Below are 21,150 nucleotides of genomic sequence, written 5' to 3'. Positions count from 1 at the left end.
TTCTACATACTCATTCCCTTTGAGGAATCTAACTTTTTCTTCTTCCGTTTTTTCTTTTTCTCTTTCTCAGAGTTGTCATAGTTGTTTTCTAGTTGTTTATTATTAAGTTCAGAAACAAGGCGAGAAAAATCATCGCCCCAGTTATCACTCCCACTAGCAAGGAGAATAGATATGCTTTCATTTTTAGTGATATTCTGGCTGCCTGAACTTCTTTGCTTGCTTCTTTCATTTTTTCGATCTGGAACTCTGCCTTTTGAATCATTTGACTTAGATTCTTTTGTTGCACTTGAGTTTCGAACACTTCCTGTCTTATCGAAAGTACTATCCCATTCAGATTTGCAGTAATGGGAAGAAGAGCCTCTGTTAATTCTTGTATGTTTTTCCTGTTTGTATTCTGCAAGCGTTGTACCTGCTGATCTAAGAGCTCTGTCTTCTCCTTTAATTGTTGTCTGGCCTGCTGTTTTATCTTTTCCATTATTTAATTGAGTTTTTATTTTATTCCAGGAATAAGCTTTTCCTAGCTTAGAACCTTTAAACGAAACTCCTTCATATTCGAAACTTATACCAAAAGTTTGTCCTGATTTTGATTTATGAAATTGCACATTAGCGCCCATTTGATTCATAATATTTTGAAAATGCTCTTGATCTGCACTAAATTTTAGAGCTTCTTTTATCATTTCCTGCAATTGGACTTTTATTGGTGCTAAAGCTGTTCGCTTATTAAATTCAAACTCTCCTTTAGAAAGAGCTTTTTCTTTTGCCTCAGAAGATGATTTTACTTGTTGAAGCCCAAATTCTATTTCCAATTCTCGAATTATATTTTCAGAACGTTTAAAATTCCATTTATCACTAACAACTTTACCTTCCATATCGATACGATTAGCAATAATATGAATATGGGGACATTCCGTATCTGTATGACGATAAATCACAAATTGACTATTTCGATAGCCCATTCCTTCGAGATATTTCTCCCCTAGCTCCTGAAACTGATCATTGGTTAGATTCTCTTCAGGAGAAATGCTTAATGATACATGATAAACAGCCTTAGAAAGATTGGGTTTTAAGGCTCTAATCATACCAAACTCTTTTGCTAAGGATCTAGAATCTCTGCAGAGCATATTGCTACCAATTATTTCAGCAACGCCTTTTTTGACTTTTTCTTCATTATAGTTTAAAACAGATCGGAAGGAAGTGCCTGTAACCTGCTTACCTATCATTTATGAAACACTTCATTAATCTTTACTAATAAACTTTTCACCTCCAATAATTGCTGATAAATTTTTGGATACTGATGCTGATTAATTTTTCTAGTCAACTGATTCACATTACTCCCTAAGCCTACCAATTGCCGATAGTAGGCTCGATGCATTGGAGAAACTTTTATCTGTAAAGCCTTTTTTGAGAATGCTGAAGTTCTTATCCAATTAGCAGGAGATAAACCTGCCATCTCAGCCTGTTTTAAAGCGTAGGATTGTTCGCTATCTGTTAACCGAATATTTAGCTGATGAATACGTAATTCCTCTTGCAATTTTCTAGGTCTCGCCATATTAAATTACTTAGACAATTCATCATCAATTTCTTTATCTATTTCAGAGTGAGTTTTAACTTTATATTTATGCATAAACTCATCTAAATCTTCTGTGAAGAATCGCCATGACTTACCTATTTTTGCTCCTTTGATTTCTCTCCTCCCTAAATATTCCCTAAATGTTGGAACAGGCATTCTGCAATATTCTGCAGCTTCTGACAAGACAAGGACTTCATTTATCTTTTTAGAATTCTCTTTTAATGGCTGTTCTGATAAAACATTTTTAACAGCGACCTCTATGAATTCTTTTAAGTCATTTGGACTTACTACTATTACACTGTTCATATCTCACTATTTTTACTATTAATATCCATTAACTATTATTACTAATCAACACAACATAGTGTATGATACAATGATAGATAAAACCTACTACAACAAACTTTTATTCCTAATTTCTTACTAGTAATAAATTAGGAAAGCCTTCATTTGAAGACAATTAGCTTTAACGCTCAACAAAAAAGAGTATTCCTTTTGAGGAATACTCTCTTTAAATCAGTTATTAATAATTATTAATTAACAAATAAATCTACCTTCATCTTTTCTTTATACAGTATAACATCTTTATCTGCCTTTTCCTTAGCATTAGAATCCAACAATGGATAAACAAATAAGAAATCTGAAGCAAAACGACTAAAACCAACTCTTTTACAATCCTTTTCTACATCCATATACATATATTCAAGTTTCTGTGATGCTTTAACCTCAAACTTACCTCCTATCCTACTTGCATTATCTTTAATTATCTTAATTCCATTATAAAAACAATACATACAAACTATTCTTTCCTTATTCTTTCCCTGCGCTATCTTCTCAATCGCATACTCTTCCGATTTACCTAGGGCTCCAAAAAGTTCCATAATCTGGTCCTTCCCATTTTTTTCAGCTTCAACTTGACTCTTTAACCTTCCTATAGTATTCATGTATCCAGCTATTTCATCAAGTTCATTATATAAAAGTACAAAGTCATTTCTTAAGTGATAAAACAAATAAGAAGTATACTTCAATAATTCATCTTCATTAAAGTGTGTTGCATGGATACCATATAAATCATCATCTTCATTTTTCTCCGTATACTTATATTCAAGATACCTCATTTTTCTTCTTATAATATCTATCATCTTATCAATAGTATCATTACTGAAAGTACTCTGAGTATTTTGATTTAGATACCAAATAAGTGCCCTTACTTCCTTTTTCAGTTTATTAAAATCATATTTCATATCACCCTCTTTTATCTCAAAATCATCAGAAAGAAATTCAACATTTGCTTTCTTAATTTTAGAATAAATTTGATCTCTGGTTAGAGGTACTTTTATAGGTGCAATCATCATTCAAATTTTAAAAGTTTATTAGCATTCTTCACTTTCTCTTCATTAGAGATACTCGCGATATATTTATCAATTACTTTCATACTGGAGTGGCCAACACTTTCAGCTATTGTATGGATATCAACACCTGAACGCACAAGTACAGTAACAAAAGAATGTCTCGCATAGTAAGTGGTTACCGAAACATTTAATTCCAATTTTTCAGAAATCCGTTTCATATACTTATTCACTTGCTTAACAAACTGCTGCACTTTTTTCTTTATTTCCTCCTCATTTGGTTTTCTCTCGAGAATAGGAAAAATAAAATCATTCTTCTTCTTTGATTGGTTACCCCAACGTTCAATTATTTCCTTGTTTTTATCAATTAGTGCAATGGAGATTGTTTTAGCCGAACGATTTGTATTCTTTACCTTTTCACGAGCATATACAATACTATCGGCATAAATGTCTTTATATTTCAACAAACAAACATCCTTCATATTGATACCATTCCCCAAGTAAGAAAACACCCACATATCTCTGTAATAATGTTCTGGTGACCCAGGTTCCGGAGAATAATTGATAATCTTCCCAATTTCTTCAAGTGTTAAAGCTTTCTTAGGGTTTTCAGGTTCGGGTGATTTGTAACGACCTCTTTTAACATCTCCAAACGGACTTTTCTTACTATCAAGAATACCATCTTCAATAGCATCATTAATTATCTTTTTTAAAGGACGGCAATAGATCCCAACTGTAGTTCTACTATGACCTTTTGCTAACATCCAATTCTCATACTTTCTTAAAAAGGTTGGAGTAATTGTCTCAAATGCAATAGTTTTCTTGCCATGAAATTCTTTTAGCTTTTTCATGGAGTACTCATAATTCTGGGCAGTTCCTAGCCTATCTTCCGATTTTAATTGAGCTATGTATCTTTCGTAATAAGTGTAGACACTTTTTGCATCAACACGCTTCTTTTTGAAATGCTCTTTAAACTCACTAAAAGAGAATTCATCCATCATATTAATGATGGAATATGCTCTCATTAAGTATGTATGAATAATAACCTTTTTCTCTTTTAGATCAGAACTTATTCTTCGTTCAAATAACTTCAAGTAATCCTTCTCTGTTAAAGAAATTTTAGTTGTAAAATAAGCTGGATAGCGTTGATGAATTATTTTTAACTTTACAGAAGATGTTCCATCTTTTCGTTTTCGAACTGTATCTAGAAATGCCACTAATGAAACTCCCTTTTCACTTCTTAAAGCTTCTTCATTAATTTCTGGATGAACAATTACAGGTAGTTTTTCCGACATTTTAATATTTAAATAGATTTTGCACTAACAAAATAACTAACAAAATCTATCTACAACTAGTTATTTTGAAATATCAACTATAACAAAACTAACTAAAAGCCCTATAAAATCCAACATCTATAGGTAACTATAAGAAACAATGTAATAAAGGAATTTGACTGGCAGTCAAAAGGTCATCGGTTCGATTCCGGTACTCTCCACCCTCAAATCAAAGCGGTTATGGCATTTATGTCGTGACCGCTTTTTGTTTCTTCGCAAACAGATTTCCAAACCTCCAACAGCTATTTTCTTCAGGAATCGAATATTATTTTGAAGAGCTTCTCGTTTAAGGGTAATAAATGAGCTTCCTTGCATTGTTCAATTGTTTTGTAATGGTTAGCGTTTCGGATTATTTACAAGTGATTTTGTGATATACTGAAAAGAATACATTTATTCCTGTATCTATAATCTCATCAGGGAAGTTGTGATTGAGATTGTGCAGAGTAGCTTGATTGATTCCTGCTCGCAACCCAAAAAAACCTCTTTTGTATTTTTGGGTTTAAAAGCCAAAGTCTTCTGACCATTTAAAATGGTTTTGAAATGCTTTCCATTGACAACTGATTTTCCCTGGCAGCTTCCTGAATGAATTTAACACATTCCTTATCATTCACTGTAGCGGGAAAACTTCTGAATATTTCAGTGTAAATTTTAGGTTTTTCTCTCTTGCAATTCGTTTAATGTTTTGCTCGGTCTGACTTGAAAGCAGATCCATATCATTGTTTTTAAAAGAACGAAGAGTAATTCTGATTTCTGCATATCCAGTTGAAGTTCCAAAAGCCACTTCTCCCAATTGGATATGAATAATTGTTAAAAGGATGAGATCTTCAAATTGGTTTTTCCGATTTTTTAGCTGGTGAAGTTCCTGAATTATTTTAGATATTGCCTGAGCAGGATTAATTCCGTTTTCAGGTTCTGCGGCATGAGAAGTTTTACCATTTAACTTAACAGTTAATCCCTTTGAGGCAGCAGAAAAACTACCTTCTTTGATTAGGATTTTATGCTTTTCCTCTCCCGGAATATTGTGTAAGGCAAATATATAATCCGGTTGTATTGTAATAAAATCAGGAAGATTAATTACATCATATGCTCCATGTTCGACTTCTTCTGCTGGCTGAAAAAGTAAAACAACTTTACCTTTCTGAGGTGGATGAGCTGATATTTTTTTTGCAAGGCCCGAAAAGATTGCCATGTGCCCATCGTGTCCGCATGCATGCGCTATTCCATTAAGGGCCGAAGCATAGGTCAATTTGTTCGCTTCAGTAATTGGTAATTCATCAAGTTCGGCACGAAACATTATGGTTTTTCCACTTTCCTTTTTATTAAAAACAAAGGCAAGCCCTGTAGAACCACGCTTTACAATCTGATTGGGAGACAGATTTTGAAAAAAACTGGCAATGCGCCCAGATGTTTCAAATTCCTTATTAGAGAGCTCAGGATATTTATGTATTTCTCGTCTTAATGCGATTATATTTCTCATATTTTTTCTTATAAATTAATGAGGAAATTAGATAAACAAAAACAGAAGTTGATATCCCAAAAATATTTGCATCCAAATCGAATGGCAACTTAACGTTTAAAGTGGTTAAAAGAACTGTAGTTACACCTCCTGAAATCATAGAAGATATAGCTGCGGTGGCATTAGGTCTTTTACCATACAATGCAGCAATTACTGGAACAAACAAACCTGATACCATAAACGCATAAGAGTAAAGCATTAACTCAAGTACATTAGTCATTCGTGATGCAAGGAACAATGCCAACCCTCCAATCACAAGTGTAATAACCTGTGAAACTCTCAATTGAAATTTAGCATTTTGCTTAAATTTGAAGATTTTCCCTAAGATGTCTGTTTGTACATTTCCAGAAGCAGCCATAAGACAACTATCAGCGGTTGAAAGAATAGCAGAAAAATAAGCCGATAGCATTAGTCCCATGATACCTGCAGGAAGAACTGTATTAAGCAAAACAGGCAATCCCATCTCTGCATCTAAAGTCGTGCCTAATGCATTTCCAAAGTCTGCGAACATTCCATTTTCATAAGCTACACGAGAAAACAGCCCTAAAGTCACCCCCATAAATGCCATTAATGGCCATTCGAACAACCCGGCAATAAACCATGCCTTTTTTGCTTCCTTTTCATTTTTGGAGGCATAAATACGCTGATATAGGGTCATTCCAACAAACCAAATGGGTATAATCGTAATTCCCCAATTCACAATTTGTTGCCAAGATACATTCCCCAATGAAAGAAATTCCTTTCCAAGTGTTGTTCTGATTACTTCTATTCCACCTATTTTGTAATATGATACAGGTAGTCCAATAAATAGTAGTCCTGCCATTAAAATAATCCACTGTACCGTATCAGTATAAATTACAGCCTTTAAACCACCTATACTGGTGTAAACCACTGCAAGCATGCCCATTATTATTAATGCGGCATTCAAATCAATTTCGGTAAAAGTAGCTGATGCCAATTTAGCACCGGCCAGAAGTTGTGAGCTTGTAAATCCAATATATCCAATTGCCGAAATTACTCCGGCAATAAGTGCTACCTTATGGTTGTAGAAGTACTCGAATATTTGAGGAAATGTAAATAGTTTATTTTTTTGGGAAAGCTTACTGATAATAGGAATTAGTACAACGGCACTTAACCACGCGCCAACCAAGCCAGTAAATAGCATCCAGGATCCACCAAGTCCAATAGCAAAGCCCAAACCTCCCAATCCTATTGAAAACCCTCCACCTACATCGGTAGCCACAACAGATAATCCTATATGCCATGCACCAAGTTGTCTGCCACCAACATAGTAGTCTTCATTGTTTTCATTTTTCTTAAAGAAATAAACTCCAATACCCAGCATAGCTGTGAAGTAGATGACAAAAATGATAATATCAATAATATGCATAGAAAAAAGTTATAATATAACACAAGTACTAGTATTCACTTCTTACTTATAAGTCATATCCCTGAGCTAAATATTTGTTCCACCAAATTAAATAACGTCACCATGTTCCTGGTGACGTTATGCATTTTTAAGCAATTGGGAATAACTTCTATAACATGGAAAAAAATATTGACTTAGTACATCTCAATTACCTAAAAAACGACTTTCGTTGAAATTAATTAGTATTGACTATTTGATCAGAATTCGCTTTCCACTATCTGAATATTTTAATTTCTCCTTTTGAATTAGGCCAAGAACAATTTTTGCACCGGAATAATGTGACAAATTTAAACCTGCTAAAATATGGCCCAAACCTACAGGTTGATTTAAACGAACAAATTCTATTATTTCCTCCTCTAATATTTTATTATTTCTCATTTACAATACTCTTTTATAACGATAAGTTTATTCAACTAATCTTTTTTCAATATACATGGAAGACATAATGCGCAAAACGCCCATATAATCCATAGTAAATTCAATTAAACCACCTACCTTATACTTATTTTTATTATCTCCCAAATCCACTACCAACATATCTGAGCTAGCCCCGACAAGTTCTATTGAGTTATCCTTAGGGTTGATGTGTTTACTATCTACATCCAACATTCCCAAGTCGATAATTGCCCGATAAGAAGTCTCACCCATTTGATCGACCTCCAATGAATGACTTTCACCTTCGACATTGGTGCCCAGTTCGCCTGCGGGCACCATAGGTTTCTCTATTAGCTCAATAATTTCAGCATATAATTTAAACACATCGGTATTTAATCCTTCAAGAGCTGTGTCGTTGTATACATCGGTACCCAGAAACAATGATTCACCAACTCTGAAATGGTTGACACCCCTAGGTAAAATATCATGAAGCAAAAGCGGAATGGTTACTGATGACCCCCCGGAAACCAAAGGGATTTTTTTATCAAACTTGGCCTCTATAAGTTGTCGGTACAAACTAAGCTGTATTAATTTATCTTCGTTAGGAAGCACACCATTTAAGCAAGTTAGATTTGTTCCGATGCCTACCACTTCAATATTCGGCAAATCAAAAACCTTCTTATAGAAGTCGATAAAATCTTCACGCATTACTCCTTCTCTTAGCTCTCCCATTTCAATCATGATAATAATTTTATGCTTCTTTTCTTGCTTTAAAGCCTCACGAGAAAGTAAATCGATGGTTTTTAATTCAGTGTTTACACTAACATCTGCATATTTAATAATTTCACTAACAGATAATTTTGGGGGAGGTTTTATGTAAATCGTCTCAATGTTGGGATCTAGTTTCTTAATCATTTTCAGATTAGAAACCCTGGAATCACATAGACTCTTAATTCCTAAGGAAATTAAATTTTCCAAAAACAATTTGTTTCCACACAACAATTTTGAAACCACGGTCCATCGAATGCTATTTTCTTTAAATAATTTATCCAAAAAACAGTAGTTTTCTTGTAATTTGGAAGTATTAAGAGTTACAAATGCCATTACATTTTATTTTGTGAACCTCATTTCAAGGTATTTATTCTCAAATCCCATTTTTTCATATAAATGTTTTGCAGGATTATCCGGCTCAACATGTAAAGCAATTGAACCTTTCGCAATTTTTATGGTTTCTTCCATTAGTTTTTTACCAATTCCCTTTCCTCTGCGATTCTTGTGTGATGCAATGTATACAAGTATGTTTTCAGGTATATACCCTTCCATTCCAGTTCTATTTACCACTACAGCTCCAACAATTTCATTGTCCAATTTTGCAGCTAGAATAAATCCTCCCATCGACGGCATTTCTTTTAATGCATATTGCATTGCTTTTTCAATATCCGCCTTGTCATCGCCATACTCTTCAAGATGTTCATGGAGAAAATTAAGCAGTTCTTTCTTTTCATAAGCATCGGGGCGAAGAAAGGAAGTCATAAGTTTAATAGTAATCATACTTATACATTTAAGTTTTTTGTTTCTATAGAACAAATATAACAATTCAATTGGCTTAGGCAAAAGATGATTACATTAATGATATATTGCAACACATCAACACATACGACACTTATATGACCTGCATTCATAATGCAACTTTACTTTAAATTACTTGCAAATCTTATTTCTTGTATATATTTTGTTTGCATAGAACTTTTATCTTGTAAAAATCATAAGCAATGAGCTATTACTTAGGGTTGTTAATCTATAAAGACATACTTTGGAAAAAGTGGCAAAATGATCAGAGCAAAAAAGAAGTATTCTAAAAAGAAAAAGGCTTCAGATAAAGCAAACAATTCTTCTTCAAACCAGAATGAGAATCCTAAAACAATTCATTAATAATTTACAAGAAACAGGCACAAAAAAAGCCATCATGTTATGACAGCTTTGGTATGAATTCTATGACCTGCTTTCTACAAATCTATATTTTCTTCTTCAGAATTTAGTTCTTCTTTGATGATATCTTCTGCGGTAAGTACTGGAGAAGCTTCCAGTTCTTCAATCTCAAGCATATTTACCAGGATTTCCAAGGTCTCTTCTATTTTTTCCAGATCTGAATCGGCAATTTTCTTCAGCTTTATAGCTAGCCGCTGCTGCAATAAATCAGGTGTATTTTTTAGTAGTTGATCTCCGAGTGAAGTTAAGGCAATTACCGTTGTTCTTCTATCACCAGTCTTTGGCAAACGAGCAAGAAATCCTTTTTTCTCAAGTCGGCTAATAATTCCTGTCACTGTGCTTGAATTTAAGTTTAAGTGAGCACGAATAGACTTTTGTGTTTCCTGATAATTAGGAGAACCCTTTAAGTATTCCAAACACAAAATTTGTGGAATGCTTACCCCATAGTCTTTTTGAATTTTCTTAGACTCAAGGTTAATCGAACGAACAATTCGTCTAATTTTTATAATGATATTCTTATAATCCATAGATCTATATGTAAGTAACTTCTTGCCTTAATGTTTTGCAAAAATAGTGATTCTATCACTAAAATAACATTCATTGTTTAATTATCACAGATAAATGAAGCTTTAGCATGTCTTCAAATAAAAATGAACTTTTAAGCTGTATATTATATATTCAAAGCTTTTAATATTGTAGCTAGCAATTGAGTAAGTAACCTTAACTTGTTTGTTCATCAATTAAAGATCTGGTCTTCGCCAGAAGCGATTTAAAAAAAGTTTATTTGTTGTCACTGGAAATTTCCTAAATTAAAACTTAGTTATTCCCTTTTCTATCAATTCTAAATATTTATAACACTCGTTTTATAGCTATAATGCTCCCCAATCGAAACATATCCCAACTGATTGGTGAGAAACTTTGTATTATACAATTCAAATTCTTCCACATTAACATGATGATATCCAAATATCCAATAGTCAATTTCGTGTGCCTCAATTAAAGCTGCTTGTTCTGAAACAAAAGCATCATTGATTATACTATTTTTCATATTCCCTTGGTTAAGAACTAAAGATATGTACATGGTAAGTTGCAATCATTTTCACCATAGATGTAGATTTTAGTAAAGCATCCTTTATGAATTGAACAACATTTTTGTGTAGTATAGTGTGTATTACAATTTTCTGTTTAAACCTGCAAACCTCCTTTGCTACAAACTGAAACACAACTAATTACTGGGTAACATTAGGGTTTACACTGTTTACATGAGTTATTAACTAGCTGATTTTCAAATAGCATCTGGTTTACACAGATTTAAGAAATTAGCATACCTAACCTATATGCTCTTTCGTGAATCAAAGCGATATATTGCTCCTTCATTTCTTGTGAAAGAAAACTTACTTCAATAAGATCGAACCAGGATGGAAATGTTTTCTGAAACTTAGCAAAGATTTTGTCTTGTGCCTTTTGTGGGATTTCAAATAGATTAAAACTAGCTTCAAAATCTTTTCGCCTAATTTTCTTTTTCTTTGCATTAAGAGTTAGAGCCAAATCTTCATCATCCTCTTCCATTACCAAAGCTGCAGATAGCATATCATATGCTGGAGTTAATACATACCCCATGTCTGGTTGATTTATTAACGAAAAGTTCTTTAAGTGCATGTCAGTATTTCCCGTTAAAAAAGAAAATACAACTTGTTCAAAGAAATTGATCAAATCCAAACCCGGATTACTTGAATACTTTAAAATTGCCTTTCCTATCAGCTCGTAAGATCCCCTATACTTAAATTCCGTCATTCGTTCCGTGAGCTGGCACATATCCTCCATATGGAGTTTTTTCCCTTTTACCCTATCTATACGTTTTGTAATATAAGCCAACTTGCCATTTTTTAATCGAATCAAAGAATGTGGAACTTTATTTATCTTCGAAACTTTAGCAAGATTCATTGTCAGATCCTCTAATTCAGGAAGAAATGGAAACTGTTTAATATGTATCCACCCCACAACCCGACAATGGTAAATCTTTTATTGGAGTGCTTTTACTTAACACCTGATATTTCTAGTGATAACTTTGGCTGAACACCAGTAAGTGCAATCAAACTTTTTATTACCTGATCAGCCAAGTCCAACATTTGCTTTTCTCATTGAATTTCAGATTTATTAATAGGTACAGGTCCTAATTCTTTACCAAACAAAATTAAAACCTTATTTAACGTGAGTTCGACGTAAAATTCGTTCACAGTTTGATCTGATTTTGAGTAGAAATTTTATCAAATTTTCGAAGGAATATCGGGATATTTCAAGAAGATTTGAGGAAATTTATGCCGAAAGCAGGCAAACAAATAATGGAAAGTTCTCTTTACGATATCTTCACATTAAAAATTCCTCAAAATAGCCCGCTATTCTTTCCAAATTTTTAATGCAAATCTATCCCTAATATAACTTTCTGTGGATAGAATTTTACGTCGAACTCACGTTATTTACCTTATCCATTCTTAAAGTTGCTTTGCCTTGCTCTTAGTCACGAACAAACCTTAAACCTACTCCAGCTTTGTCTGCGAAATCCTGTTGAGTAAGGTTTAATAATTTACGTTTCTGTTTTACAAATTCTGATAGCGACATAAATTAATCTTTTAGTTTTTATACCTTATTGAATATAAAAACTAAAAGAATCCATCAAATTATACCCTATCGGGTACAAAAAATGTCACCTTTCACCGTTAATATACCCGTAAGGGTATAATGTAAATTAAACTCTTTCCTAAGTATGTAATGTTTTTGATTTTTCTGTGTAAACCTGTAAACTATCCTTATTGTTGTTTAAAATACAGATGATTATAGGTCTACATTGAGCAGCCTCTTTATTTTGTGGAGTTATTTTATAAGCTCTAAACATCTCTTTTTAGCTGCAAACTTTCCAATCAACATTACATTTAGTTAATCAGAATTCGACCTCAGCCCAGTATTTACCGATACGAGTCAGGTACAATAGCGTCCGAGTAGGGTACAGACCCATCCGAGTCAGCCAAAATGGCATACGAGTAGGGTACAGACCCATCCGAGTCAGCCCAAATGGCATAAAAGTTAACAATTTACCCATCCGAGTAGGTACAATCACCTTCCGAGTTGAACTTAGATGATATTTTCAAAACTTTTAGGGCGGTACGAATTGATCCTTATTTGATTTTAATAATAATTCTTTCGGAAGTTTTATAATTAAATGGATAATGTTAGTGTATAAATCGATAAATATAACACTTTGGCTTTGCATTAATTAAAAAGATAATGATACGAACAAAGCTTCGTTAAATTGTGGAGAAATGATATTGTAGAGATCGAGCATAAATATGTATCCACTCATTTTAAGACGCTCAGGCGCAATTGTAATTCCAATAATAGGATTACCACCAGAACAAGAACAAGTATAAGCTTAGCAGGGGCTTGGCGATTTCCGGTAAATATTTGCATGTATAATTTTTGCGGAACTTACCGATAATTTTACTCTGGCTCATGCGAGGAAAACACATTAATTAACTAAGGATTTAACCTTCTTTAACACTTTTTCTTGTGCGGGAAAATAACTTATGCATACATTTGTACTGTCCTTTCCGAGAGGATTAGGTTTTCATAGATTAAAATGGGTTAGAGTAAAGTCCGGGGTGGTTCCCGGACTTTTTTTTTCAGTTAATATCCTTTCTGCTATTAGAATTAATAAATAAGATATTTCCCAAGCCATCATAGCCTTTAAACAATCTTGATTTTTCATGCTTCAGGCTTTCTCCTCTAAATCCCAAAATCGTTAATCCGGCCTCAGCCGATCTTTCATTTATAATTTCGCGTGAAGCAACATCTTGCTGCTCATGTATGATTTCGATATTTGAATTTGTAATAGCTAATCTTCCACTCTCAACCAAATCATTAAGCTGTTTTCTTGTTTCGCCCGCCTGATCTTCCTTACAAATATTAAATATTTTAATATCTGCCTTGTTCCAATCCGGATGTCCTCCAATAATGAAACTCAAAAGTATCATCAAATTTGCATTATCGGTATCTGATGATTTTATCCAGACATGGATATTATTATTATAATTGAATTTTCGTCGCGAACTTCCCAGAATACAGAAATCGAAATTTCCTGCACGTGCCAAAGAGTAGTTTTCGATAATCAAATCAAGTCGATTCGGCAATTCCTTATCAAACTCAAAGATTACCATATTATTTTCCATACCGGCTATCCCGGGCAACTGAATGGCCTGTGCTATTGCCGAGGTATATGAGGGAGAAATAATAGTATCGATATATACATGATTTTCGACCTTATCGAAACTGTTAATTAGTTTGTTTAACTCCTTTTGCGATTGTTGGTAGGTTGCTTTGGAGTAATAACCTTCGATTCTATGTAAATAGGTGCCAAATCCATATTTATACGAAATCCAATTCAATAATTTAAATGCCGTATCACGTTCAAACGAATCTTTAGAAATACAAATTGCGCTTGGCCTCCATTCCCTTGTTTTTTTCTTTCCTGCTTTTTGTAAAAATACCTGCATGTTTCGGTTTAACTGATATAGGGAATTTAAAAAAATCGATTCCAATCCATTTCTGTTTTTGTGATATCGGTTAATAAACAAATAAATCAAACTCATAAAAACAACTGCGCTAAAAGCATAAAGTGTATTGATTTTAAACATCACCCAAATAGAAATTAAAAATCCGATAAGAGACAACAACCACTTAGACTTAAAAGAAGGTCGGTAACTTGGCGATGATCCAAAATGATTTAAAAAAGAAATTAAACAAAGTGCACCATAGGTAAGCATGAAAAACATGGAAATAATTTCAGCAACCGCATTTACATCTCCAAGGGCTACAAAAACCAATGCGATAATGCATGTAATTAGCGATGCATTAATAGGTTCACCATCTTTATTCCGTCCTTTTGCCAACCAAGAATTCAAGCCTTTCGAAGGAAAAGATTTATCGATAGACAGAGCCTGCAAAGTTCTTGGAGCCACCATTACCGAACCAATTGCCGATGAAATTGTAGAAGCTGCCAAACCCAAGGGAATAATTACGCTTCCTCCTAAGGCTATTTTAGACATGATTAGCTGATTTCCTATCAGTTCATCGCTGCTTGCCGATCCTGCTAATTTATATACAATAAAGAAATAGATAATCATACCTATTAATGTTGCCGCAGTTGTTCCCAATGGGATCGCCCTCGATGGATTTTTTAAATCTCCCGACAATCCAACTCCGGCTGTCATTCCTGTAAAAGCCGGAAATATAATGGCAAATACAATAAAAAAACTATCGGCATTCTTAAAATCGGCATTCCATAAGTTAAAATCGCTAATTGCTGAATACTCTGTAGATCCCAGAAAAAATAAAGCCAGTGAAATAAATAGAATGGCAACAACAAAATAAAGCGCTTTTACCCCCAGATTTGCACCTTTTTTCAATATCAGAGCCGAAAGCAAAAGCATAGCCGGAATACTAATTACTTGTCTGGGCAGCTGATATCCGTATGTTTCTTGCACCCAATTAAAAACTGGCTCAAAAGCTTCGGTAAAAGCAATAACATAAAAAGCAACACTAATGGCTTGCGACATAAACAAAGCCATACCAATGGTTGCACCAATGTTTAATCCAAAAGATCTGGATATGATAAAGTATTCCCCGCCTCCTTCTACTCTTTTATTGGTAGCAATTTCTGATATTGCTAAAGCAGTTGGAATTGTAACTGCATGGCCAAGTAGTATTATTAGTATAACACCCCAAAAACCCAAGCTACCGACTGCATATCCAAATCTTAAAAATAATATGGCGCCTAATATGGTAGAAATTGCGGTGAAGAATACAGGAGCTGTTCCAAATTTTTGAATTGAAGTATTTGTCGACATAGTAAGCTGTATAAAATTAGACTACTAAAAATAGAAAAAAGGATGGAATATCTAAGTCTGGTTATATTTGGATAATTTTAACAAATACTTTACCACTTCATTGTGATATAAGTTTTTTATTTGTGTAATTTTATTTTTCCATATAACCTAGCATGACAACAAAGAAAGCAAACACATCAAAGAAACTGCTTGATGGAGTTAAACCAAGTAGGATTATTTATCCAATTTTAATTGGAATAGCCGTTGTTATCTACATGCTGGTTAAAGAGGTAGATGTAAATACATTTTCTTTAATCGAATTTACATGGTATTCGGTATTTTGGCTCTGCATTGCTCTGCTTATGATGCTTATTCGCGACCTCGGTTATATGGCTCGCTTAAGAATCCTTACTGACAGAAAATTTTCTTGGGGAAAAGTATTTCGCATTATCATGCTTTGGGAATTTACGTCCGCAATTACACCCTCGGCCATTGGTGGTACTTCGGTTGCCATTCTATACCTTAACAAAGAGGGGCTTAAAGTTGGCAAAAGTTCTGCAGTTGTCATGTCAACATCATTTCTCGACGAACTTTATTTTATAATCATGTTCCCATTACTGATTTTACTATTAAATGTAAAACAGTTGTTTATGGTTGCATCTCCCGAACACTCCATTTGGCTTGATTCATTATTGTATTTTGCCCTTGGGGGATATACAGTAAAGCTTATCTACCTTATGGTTCTTACCTACGGACTGTTTTGGAACCCCAGAGGACTAAAATGGTTACTTCTATGGATTTTTAAATTGCCGGTTTTACGAAAATGGAAACATGGAGCCAATAAAGCCGGTAGCGATATTATCGACAGCTCTAAAGAACTTAGACAAAAACCTTTTTTATTTTGGCTAAAAGCCTTTATGGCAACATTCTGGTCTTGGACAGCCAGATATTGGGTTGTAAATGCTATGCTGGTTGCATTTATGTTGGATAGTTATACTTTCGCCGATCACATCATGATATTTGCTCGACAATTGGTCATGTGGATTATGATGCTGGTTAGTCCTACTCCGGGAGGAAGTGGATTTTCGGAATGGGTTTTCACTCAATATCTGGGAGATTTTCTGCCAAGCACAGGCCTTGCTGCAAGCATGGCACTTATATGGCGTTTAATATCATATTATCCTTACCTATTTATTGGCGTATACCTATTGCCAAGATGGATTAGAACGCACTTTAAAAGCAACAAGTCATAAAAACATATCAAACAAGCGATTAGGGGTTTTAATAGATAAAAACCTTTTTTTAATCAAAACTTTATAAAGTTTTAGCATAATCCTATTCCAGATTCAACTAAAGGATGTAACTTGCATATTATTAAATTTAGCAGGATAATTAAATACTATATACTTATGAAAAAATATTTACTTTTTTTAGTCTTTTTGACTGCCGTAATTACTTCATGCTCTGATGACGATTTTAAGGAGTCTGATAAGCCACAGGATAAAGGTGATGTAATCAAATCAGTAAGTATTACGAACAATACTTCCGATTTAAGCTCTCGTGTTAATTATAGCAACGAATTGGTAATCGTTAATGATATTAATACGGGTAAAACCAAATCTTTAAAGACAGATTTTGATATTGATCCTACCAAAAACTACGCTTTTAAACTTAAAGCAGAGGTGGATGCACCTAAAGTAGCTGGTGAGTTTGTGCAGGCTACTCACGTTAAAATTGTTGATGACATGGCCTTTGTTTCCTACAACACAAAAGGTTCGGAATACAATGGTGGTGTTGAATTGTTTAATATTGCTGACGTATCCACTCCTATTCTTAAAGCGCAAGCGATGTTTTCCGACGTTGACGTTAGTGCTGTAGATTATTACGATGGAAAATTATATTTAGCCGGTGCTCATGATATGGATGCTCCTGGATTTCTTTACCAATCACCAGCAATTTTAATTGAATTAAAAATTAGTCCTTCGGGAGAAATTCTTTTTGTATCGAACACCTACGATATTGACTCCTATGTTGCCACTGATGTTAAGGTCGATGACAATTATATCTATGTAACAAGCGGATCGAATGGTAAACTTACAGTGCTAAACCACGATTTCACTTTAGTAGGATCTAAGGATATTAATGAAGCAAGATCAGTAGCTATTAATACTGATCACATCTATGTTTTAGAAGGTTCAGAAACAGCGCCTCAGTTGCAAAAATTCTCTATTACAGATCTATCGGGACCAGAATTTATAGATCTTAACGGACCTGTAACTTCGGATTCAAAAACTGAGATTGATGTTACTGACAATCTATTATTAGCTGCTTTAAATGAAGGGGGACTGGATATTAGAGAATTGAATGGTGATTTGAAAGAGCATATCGATCGTCCTGCAACTCCTCAAGGTGAGTTAGATGAAGATTTTGTAACCAATTCGGTTGCTCTTAACGATGAGTTATTGCTTATTGGTAATGGTGGAGCCGGTTTATATGTTGGAGCTATTATTCCAGACATTGATGATGAAGTTTTGTTAATGGGAAGTATGGACTTTGATGTTTCCGTGAACTATGTAGAATCGAAAGGGAATTGCATTTTTGTTGCAGCAGGTACTGGCGGTCTTAAAATATTAAACATCGAGATTGACGAAGGTATTCCTGATGATATTATTACAACTAAACCATGTGCCACATTGGTAGATAACATTATTGCTATGTTCCCTGAGAGAATAGACAATAGTGATACCCACTCAGATTTATTTGCTGATGAAAATAAACTGACCCTAAAATTAAAGAAAGAATCTCCTGTTTATTTGACTTTTATTGATGAAGGAGCCGGATGGAGAAATTCTTTGGCTTACTATACTTACGATGCTGGCAACCCTCCAACAGGTGAAGATGAAGTTGAGCTGCACATGCTTTTCCCCAATGTTTCGAAAAAAGGTGAAGGTGGAGGATTAACTTCAGGAGACCGAGTTCAATTGGGTGATAAAGCTTTCCCTGAAAATACCGTTATTGGTTTCTGTTTAATTGCTAAAGGTTGGAAAAACGGGACTACTACCGACGGTTTTTACAGGCATTATACAAATGTTGAGTTAAATGAAAATGATAGTCAGCAACATATATTATTCATAGAACAAAACTGTAAAGACATTGTTCTTTGTTTTGAAGACGTAAAATTACCTAATGGAGATAAAGATTATAACGATATTATTTTCACTATTACCGATAATGAAGAAGACAATGTAGTGTCAACTGCTTTTGATACGGAAAACATTATTGAGAAATAGTCACAACCACTTTGTTATTGAGATGCCAACTCCCTGGAGTTGGCATTTCTTTTATCCCAAAAAATGAATAAGGATGCCAGCCCCTATAAATATTGCAAATAGCAATTCTCCGACCCACGAGTATCTGCTCTGTACAAAATAGTGACTAATTATAAACGTGATTGGTATTAATACAAGAAAGTAAAGCTCGGTACCAGCGCCAGAAAATAAAAAAAAGCTGGTAACTGCGGTTAAAAAAAACACAAACAGGATTATAAAATACTTTCGTGAACTAATTTTTTTCTCCTCAACTACTTTAACCATAAATGCCGATGACAAGAGAACAAATCCAAGTATAATTCCCCAATACATCATCTGGATAAATGAATATTCTGCTTTGAATTCATAATTTACTAATCCCTTTATGGTATCAATAAATACACCTAACTCATCTTTTAGGTAGTAAAAACTAACTACAATAAAAATTGGAACTAAATAGCCTATCAGTCCAGCCAGAATTTCTCGAATACGAAAATAGCCTAGAAAAGCCAATGCAATCCAAAACCAAAATATAAATACAAAGGCAAAGAGGTAAGAAATTGCAGCTAGTCCTACGAACAAGCCTACCTCAAAGGATTTGGCCAAAGTTCTTGATCCATGATAAATCGCAAAAATACCATCAATCGCAAAAAAGAGAAGAAAACTTGCCAATAGCGAAGGATGCATACCATACAAGGAAACCGTACCTGTAGCAATTAAAGCAAATATAAAGGCTGGTAAATCGGTTCTTTGCCTTATAAAATTGTACTTCTCGTTCAATCGAACTACCAGTAAAGACATCAAAATAAGCAGAATGCAACCAATAATATTCATTGCAGTAACACTGCCTCCTGTAACACTTTCAAGTAAACGATAAAGCGGCATTTGATTCTGTCCATAAGTTAAGGAAACAGGAGAAATGAAGGCCTTAATCCATAGCAGCACAAGAAAAACCGGAACCATAACCAATAGCAAATAATGCCTTCCTTTCAGTGTTTTAAGCAGCATTTCGAAAATTTTAATAACGGTTCCCGGAATTCAATTCTCCAGAAACCGTATAAGATTTTGTGATTATAAATCGAAACCGATATCTCGACGGTAATATTTACCTTCAAAATCGATTAATTCTGCATTTTTAAATGAAGATGTCAGAGCCTCCATCATGCTGTTACCGTATGAACTCACCGAGATGACTCTACCTCCGTTTGTAAGAAACTCGCCGTTCGCATTGCTTGTACCTGCATGGAACACGATACTTCCTTCCACTTTTTCAAGGTTCTTTATGACTTTCCCTTTTTCGTAGGTTTCAGGGTAGCCTCCTGATACCAGCATCACCGTAGAAACGGTTCTTTCGTCTATTTCGAAATCGGCCTTGTCTAATTCCTTCTTCGCTACGGCTTCCATTAATTCTAAAAGATCGGATTTCACACGAGGCATAATTACTTCCGTTTCAGGATCGCCCATTCTCACGTTGTATTCAATTACATAAGGGTTACCAGCAACATTCATCAAACCTATAAATACAAATCCTTTGTAAGGGATCTTGTCTTTCTGCAATCCGTTAATGGTAGGAGCAATTACACGTTCTTCCACTTTTTGCATAAACTCCCCTTTGGCAAATGGAACAGGAGAAATCGCACCCATACCACCCGTATTCAAACCAGTATCGCCCTCACCTATTCTTTTGTAATCTTTTGCTTCGGCAAGAGTGCGGTATGATTTTCCATCGGTTAAAACAAAAACAGACAATTCAATACCTGACAAAAATTCTTCAATAACAACTCTATTTCCGGCATCACCGAACATTCCACCTAACATTTCTTTCAGTGAATTTTTCGCTTCCTCAAGATCTTCAATAATTAAAACTCCTTTCCCTGCAGCCAAACCATCAGCCTTAAGAACATAAGGTGCTTTCATACTTTCAAGAAATGTTAAGCCTTCCTCCAGATTTTCATTGCTTACACTTTTATAGCCTGCGGTTGGAATGTTGTGACGGAACATGAACTCTTTGGCGAAGTCTTTACTCCCTTCTAACCGGGCACCTAATTTTTCAGGACCAATAACTGGAATTTCCTTGATCTCGTCATCGCTTAAAAAGAAATCGTGAATACCATTTACCAATGGATCTTCCGGACCAACAACCACCATATTGATTTTATTCTTCAAAACAAATCTCTTTATGCCATCAAAATCATTTGGATTAAGATTTACATTCTCTGCAATTTCTGCTGTCCCGGCATTTCCAGGTGCAACAAAAAGTTTTTCCAGTTTTTTACTTTGTTTGAATTTCCATGCGAATGCATGCTCACGGCCACCAGACCCCAAAAGAAGTACTTTCATCTGTCAATTAAATTGAAAATCATCATCTATATAAACTATGTAATAATGATTTTGTTATAAA

General features: G+C 34.3%; 19 protein-coding genes and 1 tRNA gene. 3 read left to right on the top strand and 17 right to left on the bottom strand.

Translation table 11 applies throughout. The annotated features are described in order from the left end of the window. Positions 1-2: 2 nt before the first annotated feature. The 5 genes from ACO05S_RS09940 to ACO05S_RS09920 all read right to left on the bottom strand — a co-directional run bounded on the left by ACO05S_RS09940 (position 3) and on the right by ACO05S_RS09920 (position 4,214). On the bottom strand, positions 3-1,220 hold the full coding sequence (locus tag ACO05S_RS09940; protein ID WP_421917859.1) for a relaxase/mobilization nuclease domain-containing protein: 1,218 nt from the start codon (positions 1,218-1,220) through the stop codon (positions 3-5). Further along, positions 1,217-1,549, bottom strand: coding sequence for a plasmid mobilization protein (locus ACO05S_RS09935; RefSeq protein WP_421917858.1), 333 nt, complete (start codon positions 1,547-1,549; stop codon positions 1,217-1,219). The genes ACO05S_RS09940 and ACO05S_RS09935 overlap by 4 nt, the downstream gene beginning before the upstream one ends. Before the next feature lie 6 nt (positions 1,550-1,555). Then, positions 1,556-1,876 carry a helix-turn-helix domain-containing protein gene (locus ACO05S_RS09930; protein ID WP_421917857.1) on the bottom strand — a complete coding sequence of 107 codons (321 nt, stop codon included), beginning with the start codon at positions 1,874-1,876 and terminating at the stop codon, positions 1,556-1,558. Between the two features lie 227 nt (positions 1,877-2,103). Further along, positions 2,104-2,922, bottom strand: a complete 819-nt coding sequence (locus ACO05S_RS09925; protein ID WP_421917856.1) for a hypothetical protein — start codon at positions 2,920-2,922, stop codon at positions 2,104-2,106. Further along, positions 2,922-4,214 carry a tyrosine-type recombinase/integrase gene (locus ACO05S_RS09920; protein WP_421917855.1) on the bottom strand — a complete coding sequence of 431 codons (1,293 nt, stop codon included), beginning with the start codon at positions 4,212-4,214 and terminating at the stop codon, positions 2,922-2,924. The genes ACO05S_RS09925 and ACO05S_RS09920 overlap by 1 nt, the downstream gene beginning before the upstream one ends. Before the next feature lie 108 nt (positions 4,215-4,322). Between ACO05S_RS09920 and ACO05S_RS09915 the strand changes: the two genes are divergently transcribed. Continuing rightward, positions 4,323-4,414: transfer RNA gene (locus ACO05S_RS09915), tRNA-Ala, on the top strand. 446 nt (positions 4,415-4,860) lie between these two features. Here the strand turns inward: ACO05S_RS09915 and ACO05S_RS09910 are convergent. The 10 genes from ACO05S_RS09910 to ACO05S_RS09865 all read right to left on the bottom strand — a co-directional run bounded on the left by ACO05S_RS09910 (position 4,861) and on the right by ACO05S_RS09865 (position 15,462). Next, on the bottom strand, positions 4,861-5,730 hold the full coding sequence (locus ACO05S_RS09910) for an amidohydrolase (protein WP_421917854.1): 870 nt from the start codon (positions 5,728-5,730) through the stop codon (positions 4,861-4,863). Beyond that, the gene (locus tag ACO05S_RS09905; protein WP_421917853.1) at positions 5,693-7,159 is read right to left on the bottom strand and encodes a sodium:solute symporter family protein; all 1,467 of its coding nucleotides are present in this window, start codon (positions 7,157-7,159) and stop codon (positions 5,693-5,695) included. Before ACO05S_RS09905 ends, ACO05S_RS09910 begins: the two co-directional genes overlap by 38 nt. 228 nt (positions 7,160-7,387) lie before the next feature. Then, entirely contained in the window at positions 7,388-7,576 is a 189-nt protein-coding gene (locus tag ACO05S_RS09900) for a hypothetical protein (protein ID WP_421917852.1), read from the bottom strand. 27 nt (positions 7,577-7,603) lie between these two features. Then, positions 7,604-8,677: an alanine racemase gene (locus ACO05S_RS09895; RefSeq protein ID WP_421917851.1), complete on the bottom strand. Its 1,074-nt coding sequence runs from the start codon at positions 8,675-8,677 to the stop codon at positions 7,604-7,606. 6 nt (positions 8,678-8,683) lie between these two features. Continuing rightward, positions 8,684-9,124: a GNAT family N-acetyltransferase gene (locus ACO05S_RS09890; RefSeq protein ID WP_421917850.1), complete on the bottom strand. Its 441-nt coding sequence runs from the start codon at positions 9,122-9,124 to the stop codon at positions 8,684-8,686. Positions 9,125-9,579: 455 nt separating this feature from the next. Then, positions 9,580-10,089, bottom strand: a complete 510-nt coding sequence (locus tag ACO05S_RS09885) for a MarR family winged helix-turn-helix transcriptional regulator (protein ID WP_421917849.1) — start codon at positions 10,087-10,089, stop codon at positions 9,580-9,582. A gap of 314 nt (positions 10,090-10,403) precedes the next feature. Continuing rightward, positions 10,404-10,610: a hypothetical protein gene (locus ACO05S_RS09880; RefSeq protein ID WP_421917848.1), complete on the bottom strand. Its 207-nt coding sequence runs from the start codon at positions 10,608-10,610 to the stop codon at positions 10,404-10,406. Between the two features lie 263 nt (positions 10,611-10,873). Further along, the gene (locus ACO05S_RS09875) at positions 10,874-11,563 is read right to left on the bottom strand and encodes a HipA domain-containing protein (RefSeq protein WP_421917847.1); all 690 of its coding nucleotides are present in this window, start codon (positions 11,561-11,563) and stop codon (positions 10,874-10,876) included. 513 nt (positions 11,564-12,076) lie between these two features. Further along, a complete protein-coding gene (locus ACO05S_RS09870; protein WP_421917846.1) occupies positions 12,077-12,181 on the bottom strand; it encodes a helix-turn-helix domain-containing protein in 105 nt (34 codons plus the stop codon). Between the two features lie 1,058 nt (positions 12,182-13,239). Next, entirely contained in the window at positions 13,240-15,462 is a 2,223-nt protein-coding gene (locus tag ACO05S_RS09865; RefSeq protein WP_421917845.1) for an amino acid permease, read from the bottom strand. Between the two features lie 152 nt (positions 15,463-15,614). Between ACO05S_RS09865 and ACO05S_RS09860 the strand changes: the two genes are divergently transcribed. Together ACO05S_RS09860 and ACO05S_RS09855 are read left to right on the top strand one after the other, a co-directional pair. After that, a complete protein-coding gene (locus tag ACO05S_RS09860) occupies positions 15,615-16,694 on the top strand; it encodes a lysylphosphatidylglycerol synthase transmembrane domain-containing protein (RefSeq protein ID WP_421917844.1) in 1,080 nt (359 codons plus the stop codon). Between the two features lie 156 nt (positions 16,695-16,850). After that, positions 16,851-18,731 (top strand): DUF4114 domain-containing protein, encoded by a 1,881-nt coding sequence (locus tag ACO05S_RS09855; protein WP_421917843.1) that lies wholly within the window; start codon positions 16,851-16,853, stop codon positions 18,729-18,731. Positions 18,732-18,782: 51 nt separating this feature from the next. On the opposite strand, the gene ACO05S_RS09850 is transcribed toward ACO05S_RS09855, so the two are convergent. Together ACO05S_RS09850 and purD are read right to left on the bottom strand one after the other, a co-directional pair. Then, positions 18,783-19,757: a DUF6427 family protein gene (locus ACO05S_RS09850; protein WP_421917842.1), complete on the bottom strand. Its 975-nt coding sequence runs from the start codon at positions 19,755-19,757 to the stop codon at positions 18,783-18,785. A gap of 63 nt (positions 19,758-19,820) precedes the next feature. After that, positions 19,821-21,089: a phosphoribosylamine--glycine ligase gene (gene purD, locus ACO05S_RS09845; RefSeq protein WP_421917841.1), complete on the bottom strand. Its 1,269-nt coding sequence runs from the start codon at positions 21,087-21,089 to the stop codon at positions 19,821-19,823. Positions 21,090-21,150: the final 61 nt, after the last annotated feature.

This window comes from Marinifilum sp., from assembly GCF_965230805.1.
GTDB lineage: Bacteria > Bacteroidota > Bacteroidia > Bacteroidales > Marinifilaceae > Marinifilum.
This window is presented reverse-complemented; position numbering and strand designations above follow the sequence as displayed.